At 42.0% G+C, this 26,708-nt stretch carries 25 protein-coding genes, 1 tRNA gene and 1 pseudogene; 18 read left to right on the top strand and 9 right to left on the bottom strand.

Features of this window, described 5'->3' with window-relative positions; all coding sequences use genetic code 11:
• Window positions 1–39 precede the first annotated feature (39 nt).
• Both BM021_RS06015 and BM021_RS06020 read left to right on the top strand, forming a co-directional pair.
• A complete protein-coding gene (locus BM021_RS06015) occupies window positions 40–270 on the top strand; it encodes a DUF3330 domain-containing protein (RefSeq protein WP_090719889.1) in 231 nt (76 codons plus the stop codon).
• A 184-nt stretch (window positions 271–454) separates the two neighbouring features.
• Complete coding sequence (locus BM021_RS06020) at window positions 455–1,087, top strand: DedA family protein (protein ID WP_090719891.1); 633 nt, start codon at window positions 455–457, stop codon at window positions 1,085–1,087.
• A gap of 87 nt (window positions 1,088–1,174) precedes the next feature.
• Here the strand turns inward: BM021_RS06020 and BM021_RS06025 are convergent, their stop codons facing one another.
• The 4 genes and pseudogenes from BM021_RS06025 to BM021_RS06035 all read right to left on the bottom strand — a co-directional run.
• On the bottom strand, window positions 1,175–2,746 hold the full coding sequence (locus tag BM021_RS06025; RefSeq protein ID WP_090719893.1) for an amino acid permease: 1,572 nt from the start codon (window positions 2,744–2,746) through the stop codon (window positions 1,175–1,177).
• Window positions 2,747–3,341: 595 nt separating this feature from the next.
• Window positions 3,342–3,521, bottom strand: coding sequence for a hypothetical protein (locus BM021_RS06030; RefSeq protein ID WP_090719895.1), 180 nt, complete (start codon window positions 3,519–3,521; stop codon window positions 3,342–3,344).
• 141 nt (window positions 3,522–3,662) lie between these two features.
• Window positions 3,663–3,791, bottom strand: a complete 129-nt coding sequence (locus tag BM021_RS16035; protein WP_256207805.1) for a hypothetical protein — start codon at window positions 3,789–3,791, stop codon at window positions 3,663–3,665.
• Between the two features lie 221 nt (window positions 3,792–4,012).
• Window positions 4,013–4,612, bottom strand: a pseudogene (locus tag BM021_RS06035) (transposase); the annotation flags it as partial.
• A 116-nt stretch (window positions 4,613–4,728) separates the two neighbouring features.
• Here BM021_RS06035 and BM021_RS15465 point away from each other — a divergent pair.
• Window positions 4,729–4,896 (top strand): hypothetical protein, encoded by a 168-nt coding sequence (locus BM021_RS15465; RefSeq protein WP_177186310.1) that lies wholly within the window; start codon window positions 4,729–4,731, stop codon window positions 4,894–4,896.
• A gap of 325 nt (window positions 4,897–5,221) precedes the next feature.
• Here BM021_RS15465 and BM021_RS15470 read toward each other — a convergent pair whose 3' ends face one another.
• On the bottom strand, window positions 5,222–5,446 hold the full coding sequence (locus tag BM021_RS15470; protein ID WP_090719897.1) for a hypothetical protein: 225 nt from the start codon (window positions 5,444–5,446) through the stop codon (window positions 5,222–5,224).
• A gap of 1,300 nt (window positions 5,447–6,746) precedes the next feature.
• On the opposite strand from BM021_RS15470, the gene BM021_RS06045 reads away from it, so the two are divergent.
• The 3 genes from BM021_RS06045 to motB all read left to right on the top strand — a co-directional run bounded on the left by BM021_RS06045 (window position 6,747) and on the right by motB (window position 9,981).
• A complete protein-coding gene (locus BM021_RS06045; protein ID WP_090719899.1) occupies window positions 6,747–7,889 on the top strand; it encodes a glycoside hydrolase in 1,143 nt (380 codons plus the stop codon).
• A gap of 271 nt (window positions 7,890–8,160) precedes the next feature.
• Window positions 8,161–9,021 carry a flagellar motor stator protein MotA gene (motA, locus tag BM021_RS06050; RefSeq protein WP_090719930.1) on the top strand — a complete coding sequence of 287 codons (861 nt, stop codon included), beginning with the start codon at window positions 8,161–8,163 and terminating at the stop codon, window positions 9,019–9,021.
• 33 nt (window positions 9,022–9,054) lie between these two features.
• Window positions 9,055–9,981 carry a flagellar motor protein MotB gene (motB, locus tag BM021_RS06055; RefSeq protein ID WP_090719901.1) on the top strand — a complete coding sequence of 309 codons (927 nt, stop codon included), beginning with the start codon at window positions 9,055–9,057 and terminating at the stop codon, window positions 9,979–9,981.
• A gap of 21 nt (window positions 9,982–10,002) precedes the next feature.
• Here motB and BM021_RS06060 read toward each other — a convergent pair whose 3' ends face one another.
• The 3 genes from BM021_RS06060 to BM021_RS06070 form a co-directional block, all read right to left on the bottom strand.
• Window positions 10,003–10,662 (bottom strand): LuxR C-terminal-related transcriptional regulator, encoded by a 660-nt coding sequence (locus tag BM021_RS06060; protein WP_256207806.1) that lies wholly within the window; start codon window positions 10,660–10,662, stop codon window positions 10,003–10,005.
• The gene (locus BM021_RS06065) at window positions 10,640–11,152 is read right to left on the bottom strand and encodes a response regulator transcription factor (protein WP_143074301.1); all 513 of its coding nucleotides are present in this window, start codon (window positions 11,150–11,152) and stop codon (window positions 10,640–10,642) included. The genes BM021_RS06060 and BM021_RS06065 overlap by 23 nt, the downstream gene beginning before the upstream one ends.
• Before the next feature lie 131 nt (window positions 11,153–11,283).
• Window positions 11,284–13,218, bottom strand: a complete 1,935-nt coding sequence (locus tag BM021_RS06070) for a DNA repair helicase YoaA (protein ID WP_090719906.1) — start codon at window positions 13,216–13,218, stop codon at window positions 11,284–11,286.
• A 530-nt stretch (window positions 13,219–13,748) separates the two neighbouring features.
• On the opposite strand from BM021_RS06070, the gene BM021_RS06075 reads away from it, so the two are divergent.
• The 12 genes from BM021_RS06075 (at window position 13,749) to BM021_RS06130 (ending at window position 26,188) form a co-directional block, all read left to right on the top strand.
• Window positions 13,749–15,938, top strand: coding sequence for an LPS-assembly protein LptD (locus BM021_RS06075; protein ID WP_090719908.1), 2,190 nt, complete (start codon window positions 13,749–13,751; stop codon window positions 15,936–15,938).
• A 91-nt stretch (window positions 15,939–16,029) separates the two neighbouring features.
• Window positions 16,030–17,307, top strand: coding sequence for a peptidylprolyl isomerase (locus BM021_RS06080; RefSeq protein WP_256207807.1), 1,278 nt, complete (start codon window positions 16,030–16,032; stop codon window positions 17,305–17,307).
• A complete protein-coding gene (pdxA, locus tag BM021_RS06085; RefSeq protein WP_256207808.1) occupies window positions 17,297–18,313 on the top strand; it encodes a 4-hydroxythreonine-4-phosphate dehydrogenase PdxA in 1,017 nt (338 codons plus the stop codon). The genes BM021_RS06080 and pdxA overlap by 11 nt, the downstream gene beginning before the upstream one ends.
• Entirely contained in the window at window positions 18,303–19,070 is a 768-nt protein-coding gene (gene rsmA / locus BM021_RS06090) for a 16S rRNA (adenine(1518)-N(6)/adenine(1519)-N(6))-dimethyltransferase RsmA (RefSeq protein WP_177186311.1), read from the top strand. Before pdxA ends, rsmA begins: the two co-directional genes overlap by 11 nt.
• A gap of 147 nt (window positions 19,071–19,217) precedes the next feature.
• Entirely contained in the window at window positions 19,218–20,447 is a 1,230-nt protein-coding gene (locus BM021_RS06095) for an aspartate kinase (RefSeq protein WP_090719910.1), read from the top strand.
• A gap of 67 nt (window positions 20,448–20,514) precedes the next feature.
• Window positions 20,515–20,607 (top strand) — tRNA-Ser (locus BM021_RS06100).
• Between the two features lie 162 nt (window positions 20,608–20,769).
• Complete coding sequence (locus tag BM021_RS06105; RefSeq protein ID WP_090719912.1) at window positions 20,770–21,990, top strand: tyrosine-type recombinase/integrase; 1,221 nt, start codon at window positions 20,770–20,772, stop codon at window positions 21,988–21,990.
• 438 nt (window positions 21,991–22,428) lie between these two features.
• Window positions 22,429–22,662, top strand: a complete 234-nt coding sequence (locus BM021_RS06110) for a helix-turn-helix transcriptional regulator (protein WP_090719914.1) — start codon at window positions 22,429–22,431, stop codon at window positions 22,660–22,662.
• Complete coding sequence (locus BM021_RS06115) at window positions 22,663–23,595, top strand: toprim domain-containing protein (protein WP_090719915.1); 933 nt, start codon at window positions 22,663–22,665, stop codon at window positions 23,593–23,595.
• Window positions 23,588–25,423, top strand: coding sequence for a hypothetical protein (locus BM021_RS06120; RefSeq protein ID WP_090719917.1), 1,836 nt, complete (start codon window positions 23,588–23,590; stop codon window positions 25,421–25,423). Before BM021_RS06115 ends, BM021_RS06120 begins: the two co-directional genes overlap by 8 nt.
• A gap of 2 nt (window positions 25,424–25,425) precedes the next feature.
• Entirely contained in the window at window positions 25,426–25,788 is a 363-nt protein-coding gene (locus tag BM021_RS06125; protein WP_090719919.1) for a TubC N-terminal docking domain-related protein, read from the top strand.
• Window positions 25,789–25,981: 193 nt separating this feature from the next.
• A complete protein-coding gene (locus BM021_RS06130) occupies window positions 25,982–26,188 on the top strand; it encodes a hypothetical protein (RefSeq protein WP_090719922.1) in 207 nt (68 codons plus the stop codon).
• An 83-nt stretch (window positions 26,189–26,271) separates the two neighbouring features.
• Here the strand turns inward: BM021_RS06130 and BM021_RS06135 are convergent, their stop codons facing one another.
• Window positions 26,272–26,604 (bottom strand): hypothetical protein, encoded by a 333-nt coding sequence (locus BM021_RS06135; protein WP_090719924.1) that lies wholly within the window; start codon window positions 26,602–26,604, stop codon window positions 26,272–26,274.
• Window positions 26,605–26,708 lie beyond the last annotated feature (104 nt).

A 26,708-nucleotide genomic window follows, 5' to 3' on the forward strand; every position in this document is an offset into this window, starting at 1 on the left:
TTTTAAAGTTGATTTTTAATTTTTTAGAAAGGTCCCAAAATGATTGAGCAAGATAAGGTGGTTGAACCAGAAAAAATTTCCTGTGAGGTATGTTTTAAAGAAATACCTATATCCGAAGCTACGAGTGTAAGAGCTACTGATTATATTATGTATTATTGCGGTCTTGAATGTTATGACAAATGGAAAAAGCAGAAAGAAGAAAGAGGGTCCGAAAGAAGAAGAGGGTCTGAAAGAAGAAGAGGGTCTAAAAACGGCACCCCAAATCCCTGATTGACTGTTTGATCGAATATTTATCATTGTAATTCTCTTCTTGAAGGGAAGCGACTATTTTGCTCAAGTAATGGCACGTACTTAAGAGAATTTTAACTGTCAACGGCAGGTACCAGCTTATTTAACCGTAATGTTGCTGAATTACGGATAATTCAATACATAAAAGATCCTTTTTTTAATACTCATGTTTCTTATCGATTTCATTCTTCACATTGACAAGCACCTGCAGGAACTTACTTCAGAATACGGATTATGGATTTATGGAATTCTCTTCCTGATCGTATTTTGTGAGACTGGACTTGTGGTATTGCCTCTTTTGCCTGGAGATTCCCTATTATTCGCTGCAGGTTCTCTCGCATCATTGGAAAATTCCCAACTTAGTCCGCATGTTTTATTTGCCGGATTATGCATTGCAGGCATTTTGGGTGATACCGTGAATTATTGGATAGGAAAAAAAATCGGCCCCAAAGTTTTTACTTCACAAGAATCTCGCTTTTTCAAGCGCGAATATCTGGACAAGACGCGTGCCTTCTACCTCAAACACGGGGCTAAAACCATCATTATCGCACGCTTCATTCCGATCATACGTACATTCGCTCCGTTTGTTGCGGGGGTCGGAACGATGCCTTATCACATTTTTATTGTTTATAACGTAGTCGGTGCCGTGCTATGGGTCGGGCTGTTCATTTATGCCGGATTTTATTTCGGACAACTTCCATTGGTACAGAATAACTTCAAATTCATCATTTTTGCGATCATCATCCTATCGGTAACACCGCCTGTAATTGAATACTTCAAGCACCGCTATCAAAAATAGCATGATAAATTGCTAGAGTAAGGCTGAAGTTTCTATAAATCAGTCAGCATTAGCATCAGTGGTTGGATTTATAGAACAACTAAGCAATCAACCCTTACTTTTGATGACGGGCTGTTGTTCTGATTGATCGTAATCTGCGAGAGGCCGAACCGGGCTAATGATATTTTCTCCCCCGACTGGTGTATCGATACCTAATCCAACATGACTTTTTCGATAACCATAAAAGAAATAGAAAATCAGCCCGATTCCTGACCAGATCGGGAACACCAGCTTAGCATCCATGGGTAGAAATAAAAAGAGCGTTATACATCCCCCTACGGCAAGCGGGCCTACGAGCCAAATGCCAGGGGTCCTGAATGGACGAGCGCGGCTTTTGTCTTTAATACGCAATATCATCACGGCAAATGCCACAACCATGAAAGCGAACAGTGTGCCGGAATTAGAAATATCTGCCAGCTTCCCCACGGGTAAGAAGGCAGCGGCTATGGTTACGCCGAGACCTGTCACGTAAGTGACAATATGCGGCGTCTTGAATCGTGGATGAATGCGGCTTAGCGCCTCTGGAAGCAAGCCGTCGCGAGACATAACAAAAAAAATGCGCGTCTGGCCAAATAACATCATCAGAATCACCGAAGGCAATGCCAGGAAAGCGGTCAGACCGAGCAGATTACCGATTTTTTCCCAGCCGATCTCACGCAGTACTTGTGCCAGTGCTTCGCGCGAGCAAACCAGTGGCTGCTGACCGATAGCCGCAAGCGATTGACATTGCTCGGCTAACATCAACGAACCCGGTGCGAGATTCTTGCCAGTTGCGTCCATGAGTGGCTGTGCACCGACTGCGCCGATCGCCCCCACCGAAATCAAAAGGTAGAAGACAGTGCAAATCCCGAGCGAACTGATGAGTCCGATAGGTACATTCCGTTGGGGATTTTTGGTTTCCTCTGCGGCAGTCGAAACCGCATCAAACCCAACGTAGGCAAAGAAAATAGAAGATGCTGCTGCGATTACCCCTGCCTCTCCTAATGGTAAAAAAGGCTGGAAATTATCGATACTTGCGGCAGGTATCGTAAGCGCGATAAAGAGCATCAGAGCAGCAACCTTGACTGCAACAAGAATGGCATTAAATGTAGCGCTTTCTCGTGTGCCAATGACTAATAATCCGATGACTAATAGGCAGATAAAAACTGCCGGCAAATTGATGATGCCGCCAGCAAAAGGACCATTTATCAAGGCAAAAGGTAGTTCAACTCCTAGAGAGCTTTGGAAAAGGCCAACGAAATAACCTGACCAACCAACAGCCACTGCACTGGCTGCGACAGAATATTCGAGCATTAGCGCCCATCCTACTAACCATGCGATCAGTTCGCCTAACACCGCATAAGAATAAGTATAAGCGGATCCGGAAACCGGCACCATAGAGGAAAGTTCGGAATAGCACAGAGCTGCCACGGTACAAACGAAACTAGCAATAACGAAAGAAAGCATCATCCCGGGACCGGCTTTTTGTGCGGCTTCGGCAGTCAGAACAAAGATACCAGTCCCAATAATCGCACCAATGCCCAAAAGAGTTAACTGCAATGGACCTAGAGATCGATGAAGTTTTTTCTTCTCTGCGGTAGCCAAAATGGCATCAAGGGATTTTACGCGCCAAAAAATCATGAACACCACCTTTTAATTAAAGCAAATAGTCTATTTCTATATTTAGGTTAAAAATTTCGCGGAGTAGTGTACAAGATAATAGAGGTAGAAAAAGAGAAAATTGCTCGGTAGTGTTTTTCAGTTGGCTATATTTAACTACCGTTTTATCATAACTTAAGAATATTTTAGTGCTGTGTAAGCTGCTGATTTATGGTGTTGCTAAGGAATGAGTTGTCTATGGCTAGGATTTTTCATTCATTTATACTTTGGCTTTAGCACTGAACCTTATCTTGCTCTTCAAATATTCAATCCATAAAGAAATCCCAGTGCGCCTGCGAGGGAAGAGAGGGAGATTAGATGGCGCACTGGGAGGGAGAATATTTCAGCCGTCTAGCTTCCATGACGTCTGAACTGAGGAGCTCTCATACATTAACATATTTTAAACAAATTTCTATGATATTCTGTATGGTTACTCGCTTAATCGTCGATATTAGAACAAAATATTTATCATTAAACCCTACACGAACTGATGTTTAGGGTTTGTTTGCAAATTATTGCCGAGCATCTGCATTGTGACAGTAGGTGATCCGCAAGATGTAACATCCATGCTCTGATTTTACCTAGCCGCTTTATCTGGATCACTGCCAACAGGCACACTGGTATTAGGTCCCAAATCGTCGGAATTTTCATCAAGTTCATAAAGATCTTTTGCTGCTGAATTATTCATAACTTCTCCAGTTGGAACTTTTTCTGCAGCATCTTTTTTATCAGAATTGCTCGGTTCTTTGGTTTTCAATATGAGAGGTTTTTTTGCATTGTCATAGATAGTACCTCTTCCTTAATCGCTGAAAAGCAGGTTATCCATTTAAAAAATAAACTAAGCTTATTGACTCTGGTCAGCAATATGAAATAAAAACCCACCAAAGTTAGGTAATAGCTAAGCTTCTTTATAAAAACTTTGCATCATTGGAAGATCTTCAAAGTCTACTTCTGTTTCTTCCTGACCATATTCTTCATTTAATCTATCTTCGGACTCATCAAATATACGATCGTTATTGTGCCACATATATATTCCTCATTATCTTTTTGAAATTACGACGTATAATAATAATTGCTAAAAGAATAGTATGTTCGGTAGACCACGTTTGAGATTACTTTGAATAGTAAAGATCCGGGCTATGGCTATGTTACGAGATGTAAATAGAATGCCCAAGTCAAGATTGCTATTATTAACGTGAGTTCGACATGAGGATCACAATCCCACGGCTGGAAGAGCCTGAGAAATCTAATATTAGGGGAAGGCTTCTTCTCGCGGAATGTGTAAGCCACCAACCCAGCTATCAGATTAACAAAGAAGTTAAATAGGCTGCGATGGCGGGAATGTTCAATTTGCGAGATGTTTTTCAATTGGTCGTTGACAGTCTCAATGATTGAGTGTTTAGGGAATCAAGATCGCAACATTGCTTGCCGTGATTTTCACTCCCGGCAATTCCTCTTGGTCCTTGATGACCAAGTGCAACTTGAACCCATAAAACCAATCCACGCGAGTCTTTCCCCGAGCAGCAAACTCTGCCATCACTTGATGAGACCAGATGCGGCGATTGTGGCACACACTGATCCTGGTCGAATCAATAAAGCTGATTCCACCAGCACCTAAAGCGACTAAACAGAAAACAGCACAAGGGTATCAGGCCGCCTAGCTCAACCGGATAATAGGACCGCTGATACCTCAACACCTGACCCAGATAAAAATGCTTAAACGTCCGGTAACCCGGCAGATGAAAACCCATTACGATTGTCATGATTTCACTTAAGCCACAGCTCCCCTCGCTGCCAACGTCGCTTCGGCACCAACTCCAACAAGCGCTCTTCCCACCACGGTTCAAACCTCTGGCATTAATAACAGGTAAGCCCCCGGCCGGCTTTGCCGGAGAACTCTCAAAGGTTTGACTGTTAAGGCTCGCCGTAACGTTCTCGTCCAACCACGAGACAGGGAGTCAGAGATGTATCAAAGTTTGAGCATCCGCGCTGGGATTGTAAATATCATGGGTATGCCAAAGCGGCGAAAGAAGTTGATATTTGGCAAACACAGGAAGCAAAATATTGCACGGCTTGGCAAATCAGCAGAATGCGCGATTGTTGTTGAAGCTGGTAATTTTATTAGTAGATAATTAACTGATCTTCAGAACTGAAAATATCAAAGAATACTCTGTACGACACCGCATATACAGTTATAAGTATTCTCCATATTATTTTATTTATGACTGTTTTAATGAATGGAGGATTAAATGAAATTTGGCAAATATTTTATAGCGTGGCTGCTCGGTGTTCCTGCTTTTGTTTTATTGATCATTTATCTTTTGAATAACTGAAGTTAAATATTTCCTCAGCCATCTTACAAAATCTCTATTTGATGTAGGAAATTGTTTTTTAGTTTGTTGTAATTACTTGATTTTTGAGATGGCTAAAGGAACTCGAGCCCTCGGCCTTCGGGCCTCAACAACTCATCCTCGCGTCGATTTCCTCCAACTGAATCTGTAACTCTATTTTCTGGTGGGTTTTATTTACCGTTACAATATTTTTCAGGTGCGGAGAACCGTAGGAAATATTTTCATTCAGAGCCTTTGAAGATTTTAATTCCTTTCCAAGGATGATAACAAAAATAAGAAAGGCGAAAGTGCCAAATAGTTTTATTAAGAAAACAATGATATTTTTATCCATGAATATCCAATTTCTTGCGGAACAGACTTAACTGCGATTACTAGTATGATACCATTTAACGATTTGTGATGCCCTGGGGCTGGGACCTAAATGGCATGGACGTTTTAAGATCGAAGGTTTTTAAAAAGCATGGCCTTCTTGAAGATATAAAATTTTATGTAAAAGGTTATTTAGCAAGAAACGGCAGTAATTTTTTATAAATAAAGGAAGAAATGATATAAACAAATTATTAGACAGCTTGCTGGCCCGGGGAATGACGGTACGGAAAACCAAAGCCATCTTCTCGAGATGAACGGTAACCAAGATATCCAGCCATCATTCAGCTTTGCATTGTTCATCGGGTACGTTACAGCCTGATTCGTCAGTTGGAAATTGCGCAAGTCAGTCGCTATTGATCTGCCACTCCATCTACGCTGTCACTACAGTCATAGAGGCAGAAAAGCAATTGCTACCATTTACAGAAAGTTATTCCGCTATCGCTAAATCCTAGCAAAACAACTGGGAACGGATCACTCCATTCTTCAACTCTCCTACACAAAATATACCGTATCACTTACCGCCAATGCAATTGAGTCAGTTCACATGAGCTTGCGCAAAATTATCAAGAATTGCGGACTTTTCGTACGATGAAGCTATACAAAATTATTTTCTTACAATACGCAATATCAGTAAAAAGTGTGCCTGTCTCCGACAGGAAAGATTTGAATCGGTTTACTATCCTGTTTGAGGATAAAATTTTTAAACGCTGACTGAAATACCGTTTACACAAATTCGGAATACTTCCTCTCGCTCTAATTTTCATGCGATTACCTGCCATCAGCGAATTAGCCATCGCCTTACGTTTGCCTATGCATGAAAAGTGAATTGTTCAGGACCGACTAGTTACTTTGTGAAAATATTCAACATAAGTTATCTATCATTAAACGGTTAACTTGATATCGAGAAATAACCCGCCAAAAGCTCCGTTTTTAAATTCTAAAGTTCTATTACTGCTTTGTCGTTCTTCAATTCTAGAAGCAAGTAATGTCAAGCTGAATTTCTTGTTAATTAAAAAGCGTTTTCTTCACAGGATATCTACATTAATTGCTTCTAGTAAAACCAGACTATAGAAATCTACGAGGCTTTCTGAGAAGTCCTATAATGGAGAAACAGTCATTTTAATTAAAGATAGATTTCTCGAACATTTGAGAAAAATCATCTCTTGTTTAACAAAATGGCCTTGAAAATATAACCTTGGATTACCGCCGCAACCACTCCATTCTCAGGCAGCTTTTCTAACTTTTAGAAAGGAATCCTTGATATGCAAATTGAAAATATTATCAAATCTCGCATCAATATTATTTCCCCCAAAAAAATGCGCATCGCATTAGCTATAATTATAAGTGTGCTTTTAGCTATGCTGGGAAAGCATGCTATCGGTGCTGTAACGCAGAATCCCATCAAATGGCATCCAGGCCATTATGTAACACTTGTGAATCCAGGTAAAGACAGTTCCCGGTACATGGCGAAGGTATACAGTGAACTCGAAACTTATTCCGCATTACGCGGAATAACGATTCGCTACAGATGGTCAGAATTGGAATCCCAAAAAGATGTGTATAATTTCACGTCGATTGATAAGCATCTTGCTGAACTTGCCGAACGCGATAAGCGACTGATTATTTTACTAGAAACAAAATCATTTAAACCTGATGAAATTCTCGCACCTGATTATCTAAAAGATGCAATCTATGAAGGGGGAGTATTTCCGTTTACCGGTTCCGGTGGCACTGTCCCTAAAGGATACAACATCAAATTGTGGAATAAAGCAGTGCATGATCGCCTGGCTGCGCTAATTCGTGCCCTTGGTAAGCGCTATAACTCTCACCCTCACTTTGAAGGTTTCGGTTTGCAAGAAACTACCATGGGGCAACCGATTAAACCACTAACCAGTACTCAAGTAAATGATTATTATAAAAATCTGCTCAGTATCAATCAGTGGATGCGGAACAGTTTTCCAAATACGATGACGTATCAATTTACCAACTATCCTCGTGGAATTCTTGAATCCTTTATTAATGGGTTGAACGAAATAGGAACAGCACTAGGTTGTCCGGATATTTTCCTTGAAGATCCAGGATTGCTCTTTAAAGGAACCAAACATTCCCGGAGAGGTATTTATAGTTACTATCCAGAACTTTCGGGAATTATGCCATTAACGATTCAAGTTGAGAAATCAAATTATGAGAATACTCGACATGATAGAAAAGGTTATCAACCAACCGTTCAAGAGTTATTAACCTTTGCACGAGACACACTAAAGGTCAATTACATCTTTTGGACACGATCACCAGGCTACTTTGATGACGTGCTGCAAATGTTAAACCAAAAAAGCCAAACAAGTATCCTATCAGGCGGACTGGATCCAACCTGCCCAAGCAACTACGCTTCCTGTACTAACTAGCACTTCTTGAATGACCACTGCGCGAGGATGTACATTTCCAAGTACATTCCTCTCCTTTTAATGAATTGCTATCTCTTTACAGTTGCCTCCTGTCTCGCTTGAAACGACTATTGGCTCAATATGCGCAATAGTGCATTATTAAACTAAAGAGATTGAAATACGATGAAAACTGGTTTCATCTCTACGAATGGATTTTATAACGATATGCTACCTTCTCAACCCAGAATCTGCCATCAATGATTACATTATTACATTCCTGGGAGTCAGCAAAATGCTCGTTATTGTTGGTTACACTATCATTATCGCTTCGGTCTTCGGTGGTTTTGCTTTGGCTGGCGGTCATCTTGCTTCTCTTTGGCAACCTGTAGAACTTCTTATGATTGGCGGTGGTGCTGTGGGAGCGTTTGTAGTTGGTAACTCAAATAAAGCGATAAAAGCAACTTTAAAAGCTCTACCCGGTGTTTTTAAAGGCTCTAAATATACCAAAGCACTCTATATGGATTTAATGACCTTGCTCTATGAAGTACTTGGAAAAATTCGTAGAGAAGGATTAATGTCCATTGAGGCAGATGTAGATGATCCAGCCAACAGTCCCATTTTTACAAAATACCCCGATATCTTAGCAGACCACCATATTACAGAATTCATTACTGATTACTTGAGATTAATGGTGAGCGGTAATCTTAATTCTTTAGAAATTGAGAATCTTATGGATAGTGAACTAGAAACACATCATCAGGAAGGCGAAGTTCCCATACATACCATATCCAAAATTGGTGATGGATTACCTGCTTTCGGAATTGTAGCTGCTGTAATGGGGGTAGTGCATACCATGGAATCAGTTCATCTTCCTCCTGCAGAACTTGGTGTTTTGATTGCTGCAGCATTAGTTGGCACATTTCTTGGGATATTGCTTGCGTATGGCTTCATTACGCCATTAGCAGGCAAACTTCAGCATAATTTACATGAATCCTGCAAATTGTTTGAATGCATCAAGATCACCCTTCTAGCAAATTTGAATGGTTATTCACCTGTTCTTTCTGTTGAATTTGGTCGGAAGGTGTTATTTACCACCGAAAGACCGTCTTTTATTGAATTGGAAGAGCATGTTAAACAAAGTAAGGCAAGGTAGTCATTTCAAAATAATTTAAATTGCGAAAAGAGTATGGCTGATGATCTTGCACAGCGACCAATAGTCATCAAGCGAATTAAAAAGGTAGCTGGCGGTCACCATAGCAGCGCTTGGAAAATTGCCTACGCTGACTTTGTGACTGCCATGATGGCTTTTTTCTTACTCATGTGGTTATTGGGATCGTCCACTAAAACTCAACTGGAAGGGATCTCGGATTATTTCAAAACACCGCTAAAAATTACCATGCTGGGCGGCTCAGGAAGCGGAGACAGCAGTAGCATTATTAAAGGCGGGGGAACGGATTTTACTCATCAAAATGGCCAAGTACAAAAGGGAGTTATTAAAGAAGAAAAAATCGATAAAGAAATTAAGAAAATCCTCCGGGAACGCGCTGAGCAGATGAGGCTGGAAGGGCTTAAGAAGAAAATAGAGCAAGCCATACAAGCCAATCCATCATTAAAGAAATTTGAAAACCAATTGTTACTGGATATCACAACTGACGGGTTAAGGATTCAGATTGTCGATGAACAGAATCGTCCTATGTTTGCGCTTAGTAAAGCCGAGTTGCAGCCTTATACAAAAACTATTCTTCGTGAAATTGGCAAAATGCTTAATGATGTCAATAACAAAATAAGCCTCACTGGACATACTGACAGCAAGGCATATCAATCAGGTGATAAGGGCTATAGCAATTGGGAATTATCAGCAGATCGCGCAAATGCTTCACGACGTGAATTAATTACAGGAGGTATGGATCCCAGCAAAGTTCTTAAAGTTGTTGGCTTATCTTCTGCAGTGTTATTTGATAAGAATGATCCTCTCAATCCGATTAATCGTCGTATTAGTATCGTAGTAATGAATGAAAAAGCTGAGAAATCTATTACCATGGATGAGCATCCAGTAGATATTGATATGCAAGAAGTGCCAAGCAAAGCATTATTACAAAAACCCGTAATGTAGTCACTCAAGCTTGCATATTGACTACTCATCTTCATAACGGCTGGTAACATCTTTTATAATCAGTGCTAGTTTGATTCGATCGGAAATACGAAGCTTACGGAAGATTTCTGTTAAATGTGCTTTCACTGTCCGTTCAGTAATAGCCAAACTTTGTGCAATCTTCTTGTTACTATCTCCATGTCCTATCAGTATGGCAATTTCGTATTCTCGGTGAGTAAGATTCTCTAGCAGATCATGAGTAGCTTGCTCAACCCGCTTTTTTTTATGAGTAATTTTAACGAGCTCGTCCAACATTTGATTAGTCAGCGTGCGGCGAATCCATAATTCTCCCTCCAAAATCACATCGATAACACGCTTTATCTGCTCAGGTTGAATATCACGCTGACAACACCCTTTGACACCAACTTTGAATAGATTCCATTCCATTTCTTCGGATAGCCCTGGACTAAGTACCACAATTTTGATGTCTTTTTTTAGGTTTATTAATCTTAAAATAGATTGTTGATCTTTTAAACCTGACAATTCGTAATCAAGCAAAAGAATTTCAGGTTTTAATTTCACTAATTTCTCAGTTAAAGATTCAAAACCATGCGCAAAATAAATAGGAGAAAAATTAGACAAACCTTGCTTCCAGCGCGAAAGAATTTCTTTATTGGCACTAGCGAGAAGAATCAAAATCACCCTCTGAAGAATCATATTGTGATGCAAACACGATATAATGCATGATTTTCTTAATCATCTGACGTGATATCCAAGCCTCACCCCGATCAATCGCTCTGATAACTTTAGAGAAATTGAGCGAATCAAAACTATCCGTGATAAAACCTCGGGCACCACTAGCTAATGTTTTTAGGAGATAATTTTCTTCTACCGCTTCATTGATGATTAAAATTGCTTGAGTATCTGGACATTGTTGCCGCAAAGTAAACAGCAAATCACAATACTCATCGGTTGGTTTATTCGCGTTGACCAACAGAATTCTTGGATTTAAGCGTTTTATCCGGGCTATGGCGTTATCAATCGCAGTAACTGTGTCACGAGATACCAATCGTCGCTCGATATTCTTATAATTCGATTGAATATCTGTTATTAGTGCTACATGGGTTTCGTTTTGTGGCAAAAATTTTTCTAAGGCAACATGCTGATCCTGATCAATTTCGACCATTGCCACAGTTATAGGCTGCATATTCTTTCCTCTTGGTGATGCTTAGGTGAAACAGCAGCGATTATCTTAACCCTAATTTTCATATTCCTCTTACCATGCTGAATAACCTTTATGGCAATATACATCTATTATTGGTGTTATTTTCCATAGCCGGTGTTAAAGAAGTTTTCAACTTCTGCCAATTCGCGAGTCCGCTTCATCGGCGGTAAACTCTGCCAGATTTGCTTGCCGTAGGCTTTAGTCGTCAAACGTGGGTCGCAAATCATCAATACACCGCGATCCGCTTCATCTCGAATCAAACGGCCGGCTCCCTGCTTCAGATTAATGACGGCGCGCGGCAATTGATACTCCATGAAGGCATTACGCCCCTCACCGTTAATTTTTTCAATGCGTGCTGAAAGCACTGGATCATCAGGAGGCGCAAAAGGAAGTTTATCAATGATAACCAGTGATAATGCTTCACCGCGCACATCCACACCTTCCCAGAAAGACTGGCTGCCAATGAGAATGGCATTATCCAGCTCACGGAAACGTTCCAGCATATAAGAGCGCGAGCCCTGACCTTGCAGCAACAATGGAAAGTCAAATTCATCCGCTGCCAGCAATAATTCGTAGACACGCTGCATCGCGCGCAAGCTGGTGCACAGAAAAAAAGCACGTCCCCGGCTCGCGCGCAGTACCGGAAGTGCGGCTTGTACAGCATGATCGGTATAGCCTCTATGATGCGGTTCCGGCAGACCACTTGGCACATATAGCAATGCCTGCTCAGCAAAATTAAACGGACTTTCCCAACAAGCTGTCTGCGCTGTAGTCAATCCCATTTCAGCATTGTAATGGGTAAAATCCTTTTTAACCGACAGTGTGGCAGAGGTAAAAATCCAGGCACGTGGCAACGTAATCATTTGTTTTTGGAAAATTTCAGCGATCGACAACGGAGTCGCATTCAACTGCAATGCCTGATGATAAACCTCAACCCAGCGTACATGGTCTTTCATCTCAGTTTCATCGCGCCAGCGTTGCATAAGATGTAAATGACTGGAGGCACGCTGCCAGCAATTCCCCAATCCCTCAGATCTTTCTGCCTGACTCTGCAGTAATGCTGTCAGCGTACTCAACTTCTTCAGCAAATTATCCAATGCATCATTAAAATTTGGATTCTGCCTGATCAACGCCAGTGACAGCCGTGTATTGTCTTCTGCTACCGTCAATCGCAAATCCCGTGCGGCTTTTTCCATGGCAGCAATAGCATCTGGCAATTGCACAAAATCTCCGGCAGCCTGAATCGCCTCCACCTTGGCATCACGTACCAGATCCAGCAACTGGCCGGTACTGATGGATTCACCAAAAAACAAACTGGCTGTTTCTGGTAATTGATGGGCTTCATCAAAAATGACCGTGTTACAGGCAGGCAGTAACTCTGACAAACCTTCATCGCGCAGCATCACATCTGCAAAAAATAAATGATGATTTACTACCACTACATCGGCTAGCAATGCTTGTTTGCGTGCTTCCATTACAAAACATTTCTTGAAGCTGGGGCATTCCGAACCTAAGCAGCTATCGCGTGTTGAAGTAACCTGCTGCCAAATTGCCGCATTCTCAGGAACTTCGCTGAGTCCGCTTTTATCACCGTTTTTACTGATGCTGGCGTATCGTTCTATCTGCTGCAAATACTGGATTTCGTCTCGATTGATAAAACTCAGGTGCGTATTCTGCAAGCTTCTTTCCAAATGATAATGACAGATATAATTAGCGCGGCCTTTTAACAAAGCAACAGTCACTGGTACTTTGAGCGCTGCTCGCACATTCGGAATATCGCGCTTGAAGAGTTGATCCTGTAATGTTTTTGTTCCGGTGGAAATAATGACTTTGCCACCGGCCAGCAAAGCTGGTACTAAATAAGCCAACGTTTTACCTGTTCCAGTGCCTGCTTCAGCGACCAAAATCTGATATTTTGCTATGGTATCGGCAATTGCTTGCGCCATTTCCATCTGCTGAGAGCGCATGCGAAATCCTGTAATATGGCAGGAAAGAATACCATCGGAAGAAAAAATTGACTTAAGATCAGGCATAGAATAAGAAAACCCAATGTTCTTGATCAGAGCCTGTACTTAACTCTGCAACGTTGACCGGAATTAACCAGATAGTTCATTAATCGCATTCCAGTAAAATAACAATTCTTGTGATTATACTGCTTCCAAGGGAATGCTCGCTCTCTATCAAGTTGGGAAATAACGCTGACCTTCAAAATTTACCAGATTTCATCTGTCAGTTCATACATAACACAAACTATATTGTTAAGCATTTCAATCGTCAGCATAAATTTGTTTGATATTTTTTTCTCGATAGATAACTTGCTAAAAGAAATAGTACAATGTTTGATTAGCTTAAATAACACTTACCAAGTGTTAATATGATCTTATAATTATCGATAAGAGAAAAAGAAGTACCAATAGTTGAATTACCGTATAGATCTTCCTTCATAGGCCGATTCACACTGGTTTTAATTCGATCATCCTATCCGATTAATTAAATCGTCGATTTGAAAAATACTAAAAAAGTACATTTTGTTTAAGTTTCCCAGTTCCAAAATAATCACATAATGAATATCGCTCTAAATATATTCATTTCTTTCTTATTGCTGGTTTTGCCATTAACTGGATTAAGTAAGGAGGCATCTACTCAATCAGAAAGTGAACAAAAATCAACTATTAGGCCGCAAAAGAAACCGATATTCATCGAAGCTGACCGTATTACAGGCTATTACAAGCAGGAAATAGAGGCAACTGGTAACGCAGAATTACGCTATGGAGACAATGTATTAACCGCTGACCGCATGAAGTACTTTCAATTGACCGAAGACACTGAAGTTGAAGGTAATGTATGCCTAGAAAGACCTAGAGACATTTTGAAAGGAAAGGATCTGCAGCTCAATTTGCAAACTGAAGAAGGCCGTATGTCGGAGCCTCGCTACTATATCAAAGAGGGTAAAGGACGCGGCGCCGGCAGTCTTTTGTTATTTGAAGGCAAAGACCACTATCGGCTGAAAAAAACCAGCTACACTACCTGCCCCGAAGGTAACCATGATTGGTATATTCGCGCCAGAGAGTTGGAAATAGATAATAAAAAAGAAGTGGGTACCGCACGGCATGTCAGTATAGTATTTAAAGATACACCAATCCTATATTCGCCATGGATTGATTTTTCCTATAGTGGTAAACGTAAAACAGGATTATTGGCACCCGTTGCCGGGTATAACGTAAACACTGGATTCGACGTTGCACTTCCGGTTTATTTAAATATTGCACCCCATATTGACGCCACCATCGCACCGCGCATTATGACGATGCGTGGTTTCTTGCTGAGTAACGAGGTGCGATATATCGGGCCTAACGATATAAAGGGCCATTTGTTACTCGATATTCTCCCTTACGATATCAACACCAATCAAACTCGCTGGGGTATTTTATACACCCATACGCAAAATATCGGCAAAGGCTGGCAAGGTTTTCTGAATTACAATCAGGTTTCCGACGATCGCTATTTTCGTGAACTCACTCCCAATCTTGCCCAGATAAGTTTGACCAATCTATCACAGCAAGGCGGCCTTTCTTATACAGGCAGACTAGGTACCAATGGATCATTGAATTTTACCGGATTTGCGCAACGTTTTCAGACTATTCAAGATCCGCTGGCGCTATTTATTTCACCTTATGAACGGTTACCTCATTTAGCTTTAAATGCTGTTAAATACAATGTAGGTAAACTCGATTTTGAACTGAATAGCAGTTGGACAAATTTTTACCATCCTACCCTTGTTGATGGCAACCGCACGGTATTTTATCCTAGTGTCAGTGCGCCATTACGGAATGAATATGGTTATATTACGCCTAAATTCGGCTTGCACTACACGCACTATAACCTGGCCGCGTCCGTAGACAGCAAGGGAGAAAACGTTGACCGCACTGTTCCGATTTTCAGTCTGGATAGCGGTATCGCATTTGACCGCCAGGTGGAATTAAGCGACAGAAAATTTATCCAGACCCTCGAACCGCGGCTGTTTTACGTTTATGCGCCCTACCGGAATCAGGATTATTTACCCAACTTTGATTCTGCCGTAAATGACTTCAGTTTTGCACAAATGCTCACTGAAAATCGATTCAGCGGCGGTGATCGCATTAATGATGCCAACCGTCTCACAGCCGCATTAACATCGCGATTTGTTGAACAGGAGACTGGTATTGAACGTTTGCGGCTTGCCGTAGGTCAGCAGATCAATTTTACCGATCCTAGAGTGCTGTTGCTCCCTCCTCAAGTTACCAGCGGAAAATCCGATTTTGTTGCCGCCATAGCAGGACGCTTAACGCCGCATATCAGTACAGACTCCAACATTCAAATGGATGAATCCAAACTGGGGATTGAAAAGGTTCGTTCCGGCATCAGTTACCAGCCGGATGTGGGTAAGGTGCTGAATCTCGGTTATCGGTTTACGAGAGACGTTTTAGAGCAAGTAGATACTTCAGTGCAATGGCCAATCCATGGAAACTGGCATGGCGTAGCGCGAGTTAATTATTCTCTGAAAGATGACAAAATCCTGGCCGGGCTGGCGGGGTTTGAATATAACTCGTGCTGTTGGGCTTTACGGTTTGTCATGCAACGGCTGACAACAGCAACGCAAGCCACCACTACCGCAGTCTTTGTACAATTGGAACTGAAAGGATTGATGGGTATTGGCAACAACCCATTACAGGTGCTGCAGCAAAGTATTCCAGGATATACCAGTGTTCATTGATCATTGGCTCTCATTCGTATCCATGAAGGATCGTCAACGATTTATGCATAAAAGAAACTATTCCTGCATTCTTCTACTGCTCTTGGCATTCATGTCGGCTCATATCCCAGCACAAGAACAAGAAGCGGAATTTATACCCATTGCAGAACCGATTGATCATATTGTCGCTATTGTGAACGAAGACGTCATTACCCGGCAGGAACTTGATGAAGCAATCAAAACAGCCGTTGGTCGGCTCCAATCACAAGGAATTCAATTACCTGATAAATACGTCTTGCAAAACCAGGTGCTCGAATCAATTGTGACTAAGCGTATCCAATTGCAACATGCCAAGGAAGTGGGCCTCTCAGTCAGCGAAAGCGAAGTCGATGAAACGATTGGCCGTATTGCTGAGGAAAACAAATTATCTTTACCAGAATTTTATGCGGTACTTGAGAGAGATGGCATTAGCTATAACAAATTTCGCGAGGAAATCCGTGATGAAATGATCATGGCCAGGCTCAAAGAACGTGAAATTAAACATCAAGTCAACGTAACGGAAGGGGAAGTGGATAATTTTCTTCGTACACAGGAAACGTCTGCCGTGGGAAATGATGAATATCGTCTTGCTCATATACTGATACTGGTAACTGAAAGCATGGATTCAAGTCAGATTCAACAAAGAAGCGAACGCGCCAATATGGCATTAGCGAAGCTCAAAGAAGGTGTAGAATTTGCGCAAGTAGTGGCTGAATTCTCAGATGCTGCCGATGCTTCAAAAGGTGGAATTATAGATTGGCGTCCTATCACTCAAATGGGGCCGAGATTTGCTGAATTGTTGGCTCCACTTCAACCCGGAGAACTAACACCTATCATACAAAGCCCATCGGGTTTTCATATTTTCAAGTTACTTGGTAGACGCGCCCAGGAGGTGCCAACAGTTATCATTGATCAGACACACGTCCGCCATATATTAATTAAAATTAACGAGTTAACTTCTGAAAATGATGCCAGGCTCAAAATTACCCAGCTCAAGGAACGGTTGGATCGAGGAGAAAATTTTGAGGAACTCGCGAGGCTTTATTCTGAAGATACCAGTGCCACATCAGGTGGTGATTTGGGCTGGCTTTCGCCAGGGGATACCGTGCCTGCTTTTGAACAAGCCATGAATAAATTATTGTCCGGCCAAGTCAGCGAACCGGTGCAATCCCAATTCGGATGGCATCTAATCCAGGTCCTAGAACGTCGCTCGCAAGACATCAGTCTGGATCGGCGCAGACAGTTGGCACGTCAGGCAATACGAACGCGTAAAGCGGATGTGGTTGTCGAGGAATGGCTACGGCAATTGCGTGATCAAGCCTATGTTGAGCTACGTTTAGATGATGATTAATGGGTATAATTTTATTCCAACACTCGCATTGACTGCTGGCGAACCTGCCGGAATTGGCCCTGATTTGTGTGTAAAGGTAGCGCAGCAATCACTGCTCTGCAGGCTTGTGGCCATCGCAGATGCTGAATTATTGTTGGCACGTGCTCATCAACTCAAACTTCCACTCAGGCTCATCGATGTCTCTACAACAGCAGCAAACCAGCATCAACCGGGCAGCTTGCAAGTTTTGCATATTCCACTAGCCGAACCGGCCATGCCTGGTGTATTAAATCCTGCCAATGCATCTTATGTTCTGGCAACGCTTCGTCATGCCGCTGAAGCTTGTAAAACAGGTCAATTTGATGGCATGGTCACTGCACCGGTGCATAAAGGAGTCATTAATGATGCAAATATTCCTTTTACCGGGCATACTGAATATTTATCAGAACTGACCCAGAGTTCGGTAGTAATGATGTTGGTGGGCGGGAATATGCGGATAACCCTGGCCACGACCCATTTGCCGCTCAAAGACGTTGCGGCGGCGATCACAGCGGATAAGATAGAAAATAAGTTACGTATTATTCAACGAGATTTAATCACCCGCTTCATGGTGGGTAAACCATGTATTGCCGTTGCAGGACTCAATCCCCACGCCGGTGAATCGGGTCATCTGGGTCGTGAAGAAATTGATATTATCATTCCCGTGCTCAACAAATTACGAAAAGAAGGAATGCATCTGATCGGTCCTATTCCAGCGGACACATTGTTTAATCCTTCACAACTTAAGCAATATGACTGTATATTTACCATGTATCATGACCAGGGATTACCGGTATTGAAACACGCAAGTTTTGGCGGTGGTATCAATGTTACTTTAGGATTACCGATTATCCGTACTTCGGTTGATCATGGCACCGCACTGGAGCTTGCTGCAACCGGACGTGCGCATGAAAGCAGTTTGCTAGCGGCTATTGAAATGGCCATACAATTGGCTAAAAACCAAGCGTTATCCCATCATGCGCCATAAGCCACGCAAACGTTTTGGTCAGAATTTTTTGGTGGATCAACATGTCATCTCTCAAGTTATTGCAGCAATTCATCCACACAAGCATGACCAGGTCATTGAAATTGGGCCAGGCCTCGGCGCGCTCACCTACCCACTACTTCAAGTAGTTGACCATCTGGATGTCATAGAAATTGATCGGGATATTGTTGATAAGCTCAGCAAGGCATTTCCACCAGAAAAATTGACTATTCATGCAACCGACGCACTGAAGTTTGATTTTTCTGCATTCGGCGGCAAATTACGGATAGTCGGCAATTTACCGTATAACATTTCAACGCCGCTGCTGTTTCATTTAGGTCAATCCGCGGAACAAATTCTGGATATGCACTTTATGCTGCAAAAAGAAGTTGTTGAACGCATGGTAGGAAAACCTGCAACAGCCGATTATGGACGCCTCTCAGTTATGCTGCAGTACCGCTTTGAGATTGAGCATCTTTTTAGTGTCCCCGCAGAGTCCTTTCATCCCATGCCTAAAGTTGAGTCGGCTATCGTACGTATGATTCCGCGTCATCAACCATCTAGAAATGCCAAAGATGAGGCGTTATTTTCACAAGTTGTTTCAGCAGCATTTTCACAACGACGTAAAACATTGCGTAATACACTGCATCATTATCTTAAAGCGGATGATTTTAGGACTTTAGGTATTGATTCCGGACTGCGTGCCGAGAATTTGACGGTAGAAAATTTTGTTACTATCACAAATTTCCTAAATTTATAAGCCAATTACTTAATTGCTGACTCACATTAAGATTCTGGGCAGAATTGTCAACAATATTTTTAGTATCACTTAAATCTAATCTTTATTAGAAAATCGTGTAAAATAACCGACTTTTTTCTATTCCGATACTTTGTGGATCAGTAATTCGTGGCATTCTACGTACAAAAATATGGTGGTACATCGGTTGGAAGTACCGAACGAATAAAAAATGTAGCTCGGAGGGTGGCTAAATTTCATTCGCAAGGACACCGGCTTATCGTTGTTGTTTCTGCGATGAGCGGTGAAACGAACCGGCTTATTGCACTGGCACATGAGGTTCAGGAAAATCCTGATCCACGTGAATTGGATGTGATGGTTTCAACAGGCGAGCAAGTATCGATTGCACTGCTCTCTATGGCATTAATGGAACTTAATGTCAAAGCCAAAAGTTATACTGGATCACAGGTTAGAATTCTCACCGATAGCACCTACACCAAAGCACGCATATTAAGTATCGATGAAGAAAAAATTCGAGTAGATCTGGATACTGGATATGTAGTCGTTGTTGCGGGATTCCAAGGCGTAGATGAACAAGGTAATATCACTACGCTCGGCCGTGGCGGATCTGACACGACAGGCGTCGCATTGGCAGCAGCTTTGAAGGCCGATGAATGCCAAATTTATACTGATGTGGATGGAATCTATACAACAGACCCACGAGTAGTCGCTGAGGCCAGACGGCTAAATACCATAACCTTTGAAGAAATGCTTGAAATGGCAAGCCTTGGCTCCAAGGTTTTACAATCAAGATCTGTTGAGTTTGCAGGAAAATATAAAGTAAAGCTGAGAGTTTTATCCAGCTTTGAAGATGAAGGGCAGGGTACCCTGATTACTTTTGAGGAAGATGAAAATATGGAGCAAGCAGTCATTTCAGGTATTGCATTTAACCGGGATGAGGCAAAAATTACTGTTCTAGGAGTTCCCGATCATCCAGGTATCGCTTACCAAATTCTGGGTCCAGTCGCTGATGCAAATATTGATGTGGATATGATCATCCAGAACGTAGGGCATGATGGCTTGACGGATTTTTCATTTACAGTTCATCGTAATGAATTCAAAAATACGATGAATATCTTAAAAGAAAAAATTCAACCGCATATTGGTGCACGCGATGTGCTCGGAGGTGATAGAATCGCAAAAGTTTCTGTTGTTGGTGTTGGTATGCGCTCACATGCAGGTATCGCCAGCAAAATGTTTCGTGTATTGGCAGAGGAAGGCATTAATATTCAGATGATTGCTACTTCCGAAATAAAAGTATCAGTTATTGTCGATGAAAAATACATGGAATTAGCTGTTAGAGTACTTCACAAAGCGTTTGATTTAGAACAGGCACTTTGATTATTTATAGCATTCTAAAGCAGTTTACGGGGATGATTGAGCTTGTTATTCTGTCGTATTAAAAACTGGAGAGATGGCCGAGTGGTCGAAGGCGCTCCCCTGCTAAGGGAGTATAGGCTCAAAAAGCTTATCGAGGGTTCGAATCCCTCTCTCTCCGCCACAAATATTCCAAACGTTACCCACAGTTGCCAAATACCCTTATAAATAAACAAGTTCAACAGATTTTAGGTAATGCTGGGCAACAGTAGAAAATGTGGGTAACAAATCTAAAATGCGGGTAACATTGCGGGTAACTTCAATTATCTAAAAAAGTTACCCACAAATGAAGCTTAACGATCCTATTATAAAAGCAGCAAAGCCCAAGGATAAACCTTACAAGCTATCAGATGGCGATGGACTTGTTTTGTTGATCAATCCCAACGGTTCCAAATGGTGGCGGTATCGTTACCGGTTTAACGGTAAAGAAAAAATGCTATCTATTGGGACTTACCCAGAAGTTACCCTTAAAAAAGCACGTGATTCGCGGGTAACTGCCAGTGATTTACTCACGCAAGGCATAGACCCTTCAGAGAATCGCAAAGAACAAAAGCAGCAAGAAGCCATAGCAGCCGAAAACAGCTTTGAATCAGTAGCGCGTCAATGGTGGAATCATTGGAAGCATGGCAGAACCGAACGACATGCAGGCTATACGATCCGGCGGCTGGAAGCGGACGTATTCCCTGGGATCGGTAATAAACCGATTAATGAAATTACTGCAGCCACACTTCTAACGGTTATCAAGAAAATTGAAGCCCGGGGCGCCTTGGATATCGCGAAACGCGCTTTAACCATGTGCGGTCAAGTATTCCGTTATGCAGTGGCGCACGGACTAGCAGAACGTAACCCGGCCGCTGATATCAAGCCTTCTGATGTACTGAAATCGACAAAGAAAACTAACTATGCCAGCTTGAATGAAAAAGAACTTCCCGAACTACTTCGCAGAATCGACGCATATGACGGCCAGCCATTAACCAAGCTGGCGCTGCAATTGATGGCCTATACTTTCGTTAGAACAGGTGAATTGATCGGTGCAAGATGGCAAGAAATCGACCTGGATAAGAAAGAATGGCGCATACCGGCTGAACGCATGAAGATGAAAACACCGCATATCGTGCCCTTATCCCTTCAAGCTATAACAGTATTGGAAGAAATCAAGGCATTATCTACTGATGAAACTTTACTGTTTCCTAGTGAACGCCGAGACGGCAAGACAATGAGCAATAATACAATCCTGTATGCAATCTACCGGATGGGCTATCACTCACGCATGACAGGCCACGGCTTCAGAAGCATAGCTTCAACGATCCTTCACGAACAAGGCTATAACCATGAGCATATTGAATTACAGCTTGCGCATAGCAAACGTGATGCAGTCTCAGCAGCCTATAACCATGCGCTGTACCTTGAACCACGAGCACGAATGATGCAGGACTGGGCGGATTATTTGGAAGCGATAAAGACGGGTGCAACGATATTACAATTTAACGCAATAGGTAGTTCTTAGTAAAAGTTATCCACAACATATAGTATGCAACAGCAGAAAATAAAGTTATCTTGTGTATTTGTAAACGTGTGGTAAGATGCGCGAATCTCAGTACACCAAAAATGAGAAAACCCGCCAAGGACGGCAATCCGTAACGGGTTTGTGCCAAATTATGTCATGGCGGACTTCAAGACCTTCATGATGTAATAACGCACTATGGTGGATATTTGCGTTATTAAACTATTGAATATATTTGAATATTTATTTTTATTATGAAAAAACACAATACTTTTTTCTATTAAAGCCATAGTACAGCTATGCTGTACTTATTGCAATAGAGATAAAGCGATATCGCAAGAGATAAATCGATATCATTTATTGATGATAATAAATTCAAGGCAATAGAAATACGCTGATAGCCACCTGATTGGTGAATTTTCATTAATCATAGAGGTGCCTATGTCAGAAAAAGAAAAACGAGTTTCACCCGAAGTACTTCCATTAACCGGCAAATCCCGCTGGTCAAAAGTAGCCAAATTCTCACCCGTTTCGAGAGAAACATTCAGAAAGTTATCTATAAAAGGCCGTGCCCCACAACCTGAGCGCATGGGTATTCGTTGTACTTACTACGACAATCAGGAACTGCATAAATGGCTTGCTGACCCCGTTAATTACAGAGCGGAGGTGGCATAAATGACAAACCCGCAAAGGCAAGATGCGGGTTTAGATAATGCAAATAACAAGTGTTATTTTAACATTTCTGAACCTGTTATACACCAATCATATTCAGTAGTTGAACAATTCCGCCAAGTAATGCGAGACGCTGGAATAGCTTATTCTGGCGAAATCATTGCTGATGGTAGATTGCATCGATTCCATATTGAAGGCCATAAGCGCGGCAGTTTAAATGGCGCTTATACGCTACACATTGACGGTTGCCCGGCTGGCTGGTTTATGGATTTTACAACGGGTTTATCCCAAACGTGGAACAGTTCAAGCAGTTCTCGTATTCCCTATACTGTTGTTAAAAAGATCAAGGAAGCCAAGGCTCAGCGTGAAGCAGAGATACGTCAAAAGCATAAGGAAGCAGCAAACAAGGCTGTTTCTATCTGGCGCAAATCAAAGCCAATCGCCAGAAGAGAAAATCACCAATATCTGATTACTAAACAGATTCAGCAACATAGCGCGAGGCTTTATCATGAATCTTTGGTTATCCCAATCTATAACGAATCAGATCAATTGGTTAACCTTCAATTCATTAGTCCCCAAGGTGATAAGCGCTTTCTATATGGTGGAAGGAAGCGCGGCTGCTTTCATATCATTGGCGATCTTACAAAGCGCATTCTGATCTGTGAAGGGTTTGCCACGGGCGCAAGTCTTTATGAAGATTGTGGGCAGCGTGTAGTTATCGCATTTGATGCTGGCAACCTGTTATCTGTCACTAAGAATATCAGAGAGCTATCACCAGATAGTGAAATCATCATCTGTGGCGATAACGATCTATCAGGCGTTGGAAAAAAAAAGGCAAGAGAAGCAGCATTAGCAATAGGCGGGAAAGTGATGATTCCACCTGTACCCGGCCAGGATTGGAATGATTATCTGACTGGGGGGCGTCAATATGGATAATTTACAAAATATTTTTCCGGACGAAATACTTTCAAACAATGTTCCCAACGTTCCCAATGTTCCCACCCTCAACCTTGACGATGCGGAAATTGTGCAAGATGAAACATTAAAAAACGCTCGCCAGGTTATTGATGAGGTGTTACTTATCTGTAAGGATCAGCCGGGTGAATTGATGTCACCTAAATTTCTGGATGCTTATAAGCAGATACGCAAATCCGACCCTGGGCTGGCGGCAGAGTACCGAGTAAGAATCAAGCATGCAAAGCCAAGCGGTATTCTGATGTCTGATATCGATGAATCATCAAGCCCAACGGAAGGTAGCAGCAACAGCGACAGCGCAGCGGCTGAATTAATCCAGATGGTTATAGAAAAAGGTGAACTGTTTTATGACCCTAAAACAGAACGTGCCTATGTTACAGCAGCCATTGATGGGATTGATTCAACCATGGCGATTAATGGCAAGCAGTTCATTGAGTGGATCAGTTTTCAGTATTACTCGACAACAGGTCAATCAGCCAATGAGGCATCGATTAAACAAGCGCGTTTCGCCTTGTCTGGCATTGCAAAGTTTGAAGGGAAACAGCAGCAGATTTATTTGCGTGTTGCAGAATACAACGGCGGGCATTATATCTTTCTGGCTGACGATCAAATGCGAACGATTGAAGTATTACCAAGTGGCTGGCGTATTGTTGACGATCCACCTGTTAAATTCTGGAAGCCTTCTTCAATGCAGCCCTTACCGACACCAAAGCACGGCGGTAATCTTGATTTGATTTGGAAGTTCATTAACGTGAAAGAAGATGATAGGCCACTTGCCCTTGCCTGGATTGTTGAATCATTCCGCTGTGAAACGCCAAAGCCTGTCTTATCCCTATCCGGTACACAGGGAAGCGCGAAATCAAGCACGCAAGACCGAATTAGGCAGCTTATCGACAATAGCGCAGTCAATCTTCGATCCGCCCCGAAATCAGTACAGGATATTTTTGTCGGCGCTGGTTGTAACTGGTTAATCAGTTATGAAAACTTATCTCATTTAAGCGCACCGCTTCAGGATGCTTTCTGCACACTTGCAACCGGTGGCGGTTTTGCAGCACGAACGCTTTATTCTGATGACGAGGAAACGGTAATAGATGCTAAGCAGCCAATCATTATCAATAGCATACCTAATGTGATCACTGCGCAGGATTTGACAGACAGAGCAATATGCCTGGAGTTGCCACGAATCAATTACAAAGAAGAATTAGAGCTTGAGAAGGAATGGCAAGCGGCGCTGCCTTTGATATTTGGGGGGTTGCTGGATCTTCTTGTTGATACTTTAAAACAAATGCCCAAGGTGAAGCTAATTAATCCACCAAGAATGGCAGACTTTACCCGGCTGGGGGAAGCGATGATGCAGGCACAGGGGTTTGAAGAAGGGGAATTTACAAGGCTTTATCGTGCCAATTTAAATGAAGGTGTTAGCCGGGCAATGGAATCTTCGCCTGCAGCAATTGCTTTGTGTGAGTTTGCAAAAAAATACCCTGAAGGATCAACTGTATTTCATGGGACTGTTCAAAGCTTACTTACTAAACTGATTGATTATCGTCATGATTCCGAGAATTGGCCGCGATCCGCAAAAGGTCTTGCTGATGCGCTTAGGCGGCAAATGCCCGCACTCGCCCTGGTGGGTATATCCGTAGAAATTAGCTCAAGTCGACAGCGCATTGGTAATGAGCGAGGTATCACTGTGACCGTTAAGAATCTGCCCGGGAACATTGGGAACATTGGGAACGTTGTTTCAGAACTTTCCTCTAGAAAAAATAATGTCTCTGAATCCGTGAGGGTTTGAGAATGATAATAGGAATAATTGAAGCTTTAAAAGCTGAAGGTGTGACAATTAGAGCCGATGGTGATTTTCTGGAATTATCACCAGCCGAAAAAATAACCAAAGAGCTGATAGAACGGTTAAAGAAGCACAAACCGGCGATCCTTGCAGAGCTGAAACGCCAAGGAAGGTACGCTAAGGTATTGGCAATACTTACGGATAATCCAGAAACGAAACGGGCAATCATTACCGATATGGATAGTGATCCTGATAATGTGATCATAACTATAGTTATTCGTAACCAATATACTTTTGAAATGATGATTCCCAAGGCTAAGTATGATCCTTTCACGTTGCTTGAATTGATAAACAAAGGATCATTGCAATGAATAAGTTATTGTTTATAAATGTTTAAGGTACTTTGACGACTTGATGTCATGGGCGTAATTCGAGGCCCGATTGAAATCTAGAAATGAAAAATCCATACAGCCTTACAACTTACGATATTAGGTGAACTTTGAACTTGTTTTACCAGGCGATTTTAAATTTTCTGAGCATTTTAAAATTCTATAGGGTTACACCATGAACAAAACTGAATTGGCGCGTGCACTTGGCGTTTCTCGTCAGGCGATATACAGGTTAATTGAAAAAGGTATGCCGATTGATTCTGTAGAGTCAGCTAAACAGTGGCGTAAAAGGAATCTGAATCCATATAAAACGAAAGAGTACCGGGTAGCTTTGATGCAGGCGCGGATTCAAGTCAAAAATGAGCGTTTAAACCAGTTTTAAGCAAAAAACAGACACGCCAGAATCAACCACAACCGATTATTTTTGAACAGCCTAGGCTTAACCCTAGGCTTTTTTGTTGCGTCTTAATCCACTATTTCACAAGCGTTAATCTCTGCTTCATCATACAAATCTTTGGCCAGCCATCCATGACCGAAGAAATCAATTACTTCATTGCTATTGGCGCATACCTTCGCATGATGTGAATCTCTTTCGCCTTGCGAGCGTGTGCGGTCGATCCGTTCACAGATAAGCTTCCCGCCTTCAGTTTTATATAACGCCAGAACTTGCCAGCGTCCTGTTTGACCTGAATACGACGATCCCGAAGCGTTATTGTCAGAGCTTGATACTTTGACGAGTAATTCACCAGTAAAAAATAAAGACGCGCCGTTATCACGGTCTATAGTAAATTCTTGCATGTTATCTCCTAATTCCAATTACAGATAGAAACAGTAATAATATAAGCCTTTACCTTTGGTAGAGGTCATCATGGCACGGAAGGCAAGTGGAACGGAGCAACTTG

Origin of the sequence: Nitrosomonas sp. Nm166, from assembly GCF_900112825.1 — a bacterium.
Lineage (GTDB): Bacteria > Pseudomonadota > Gammaproteobacteria > Burkholderiales > Nitrosomonadaceae > Nitrosomonas.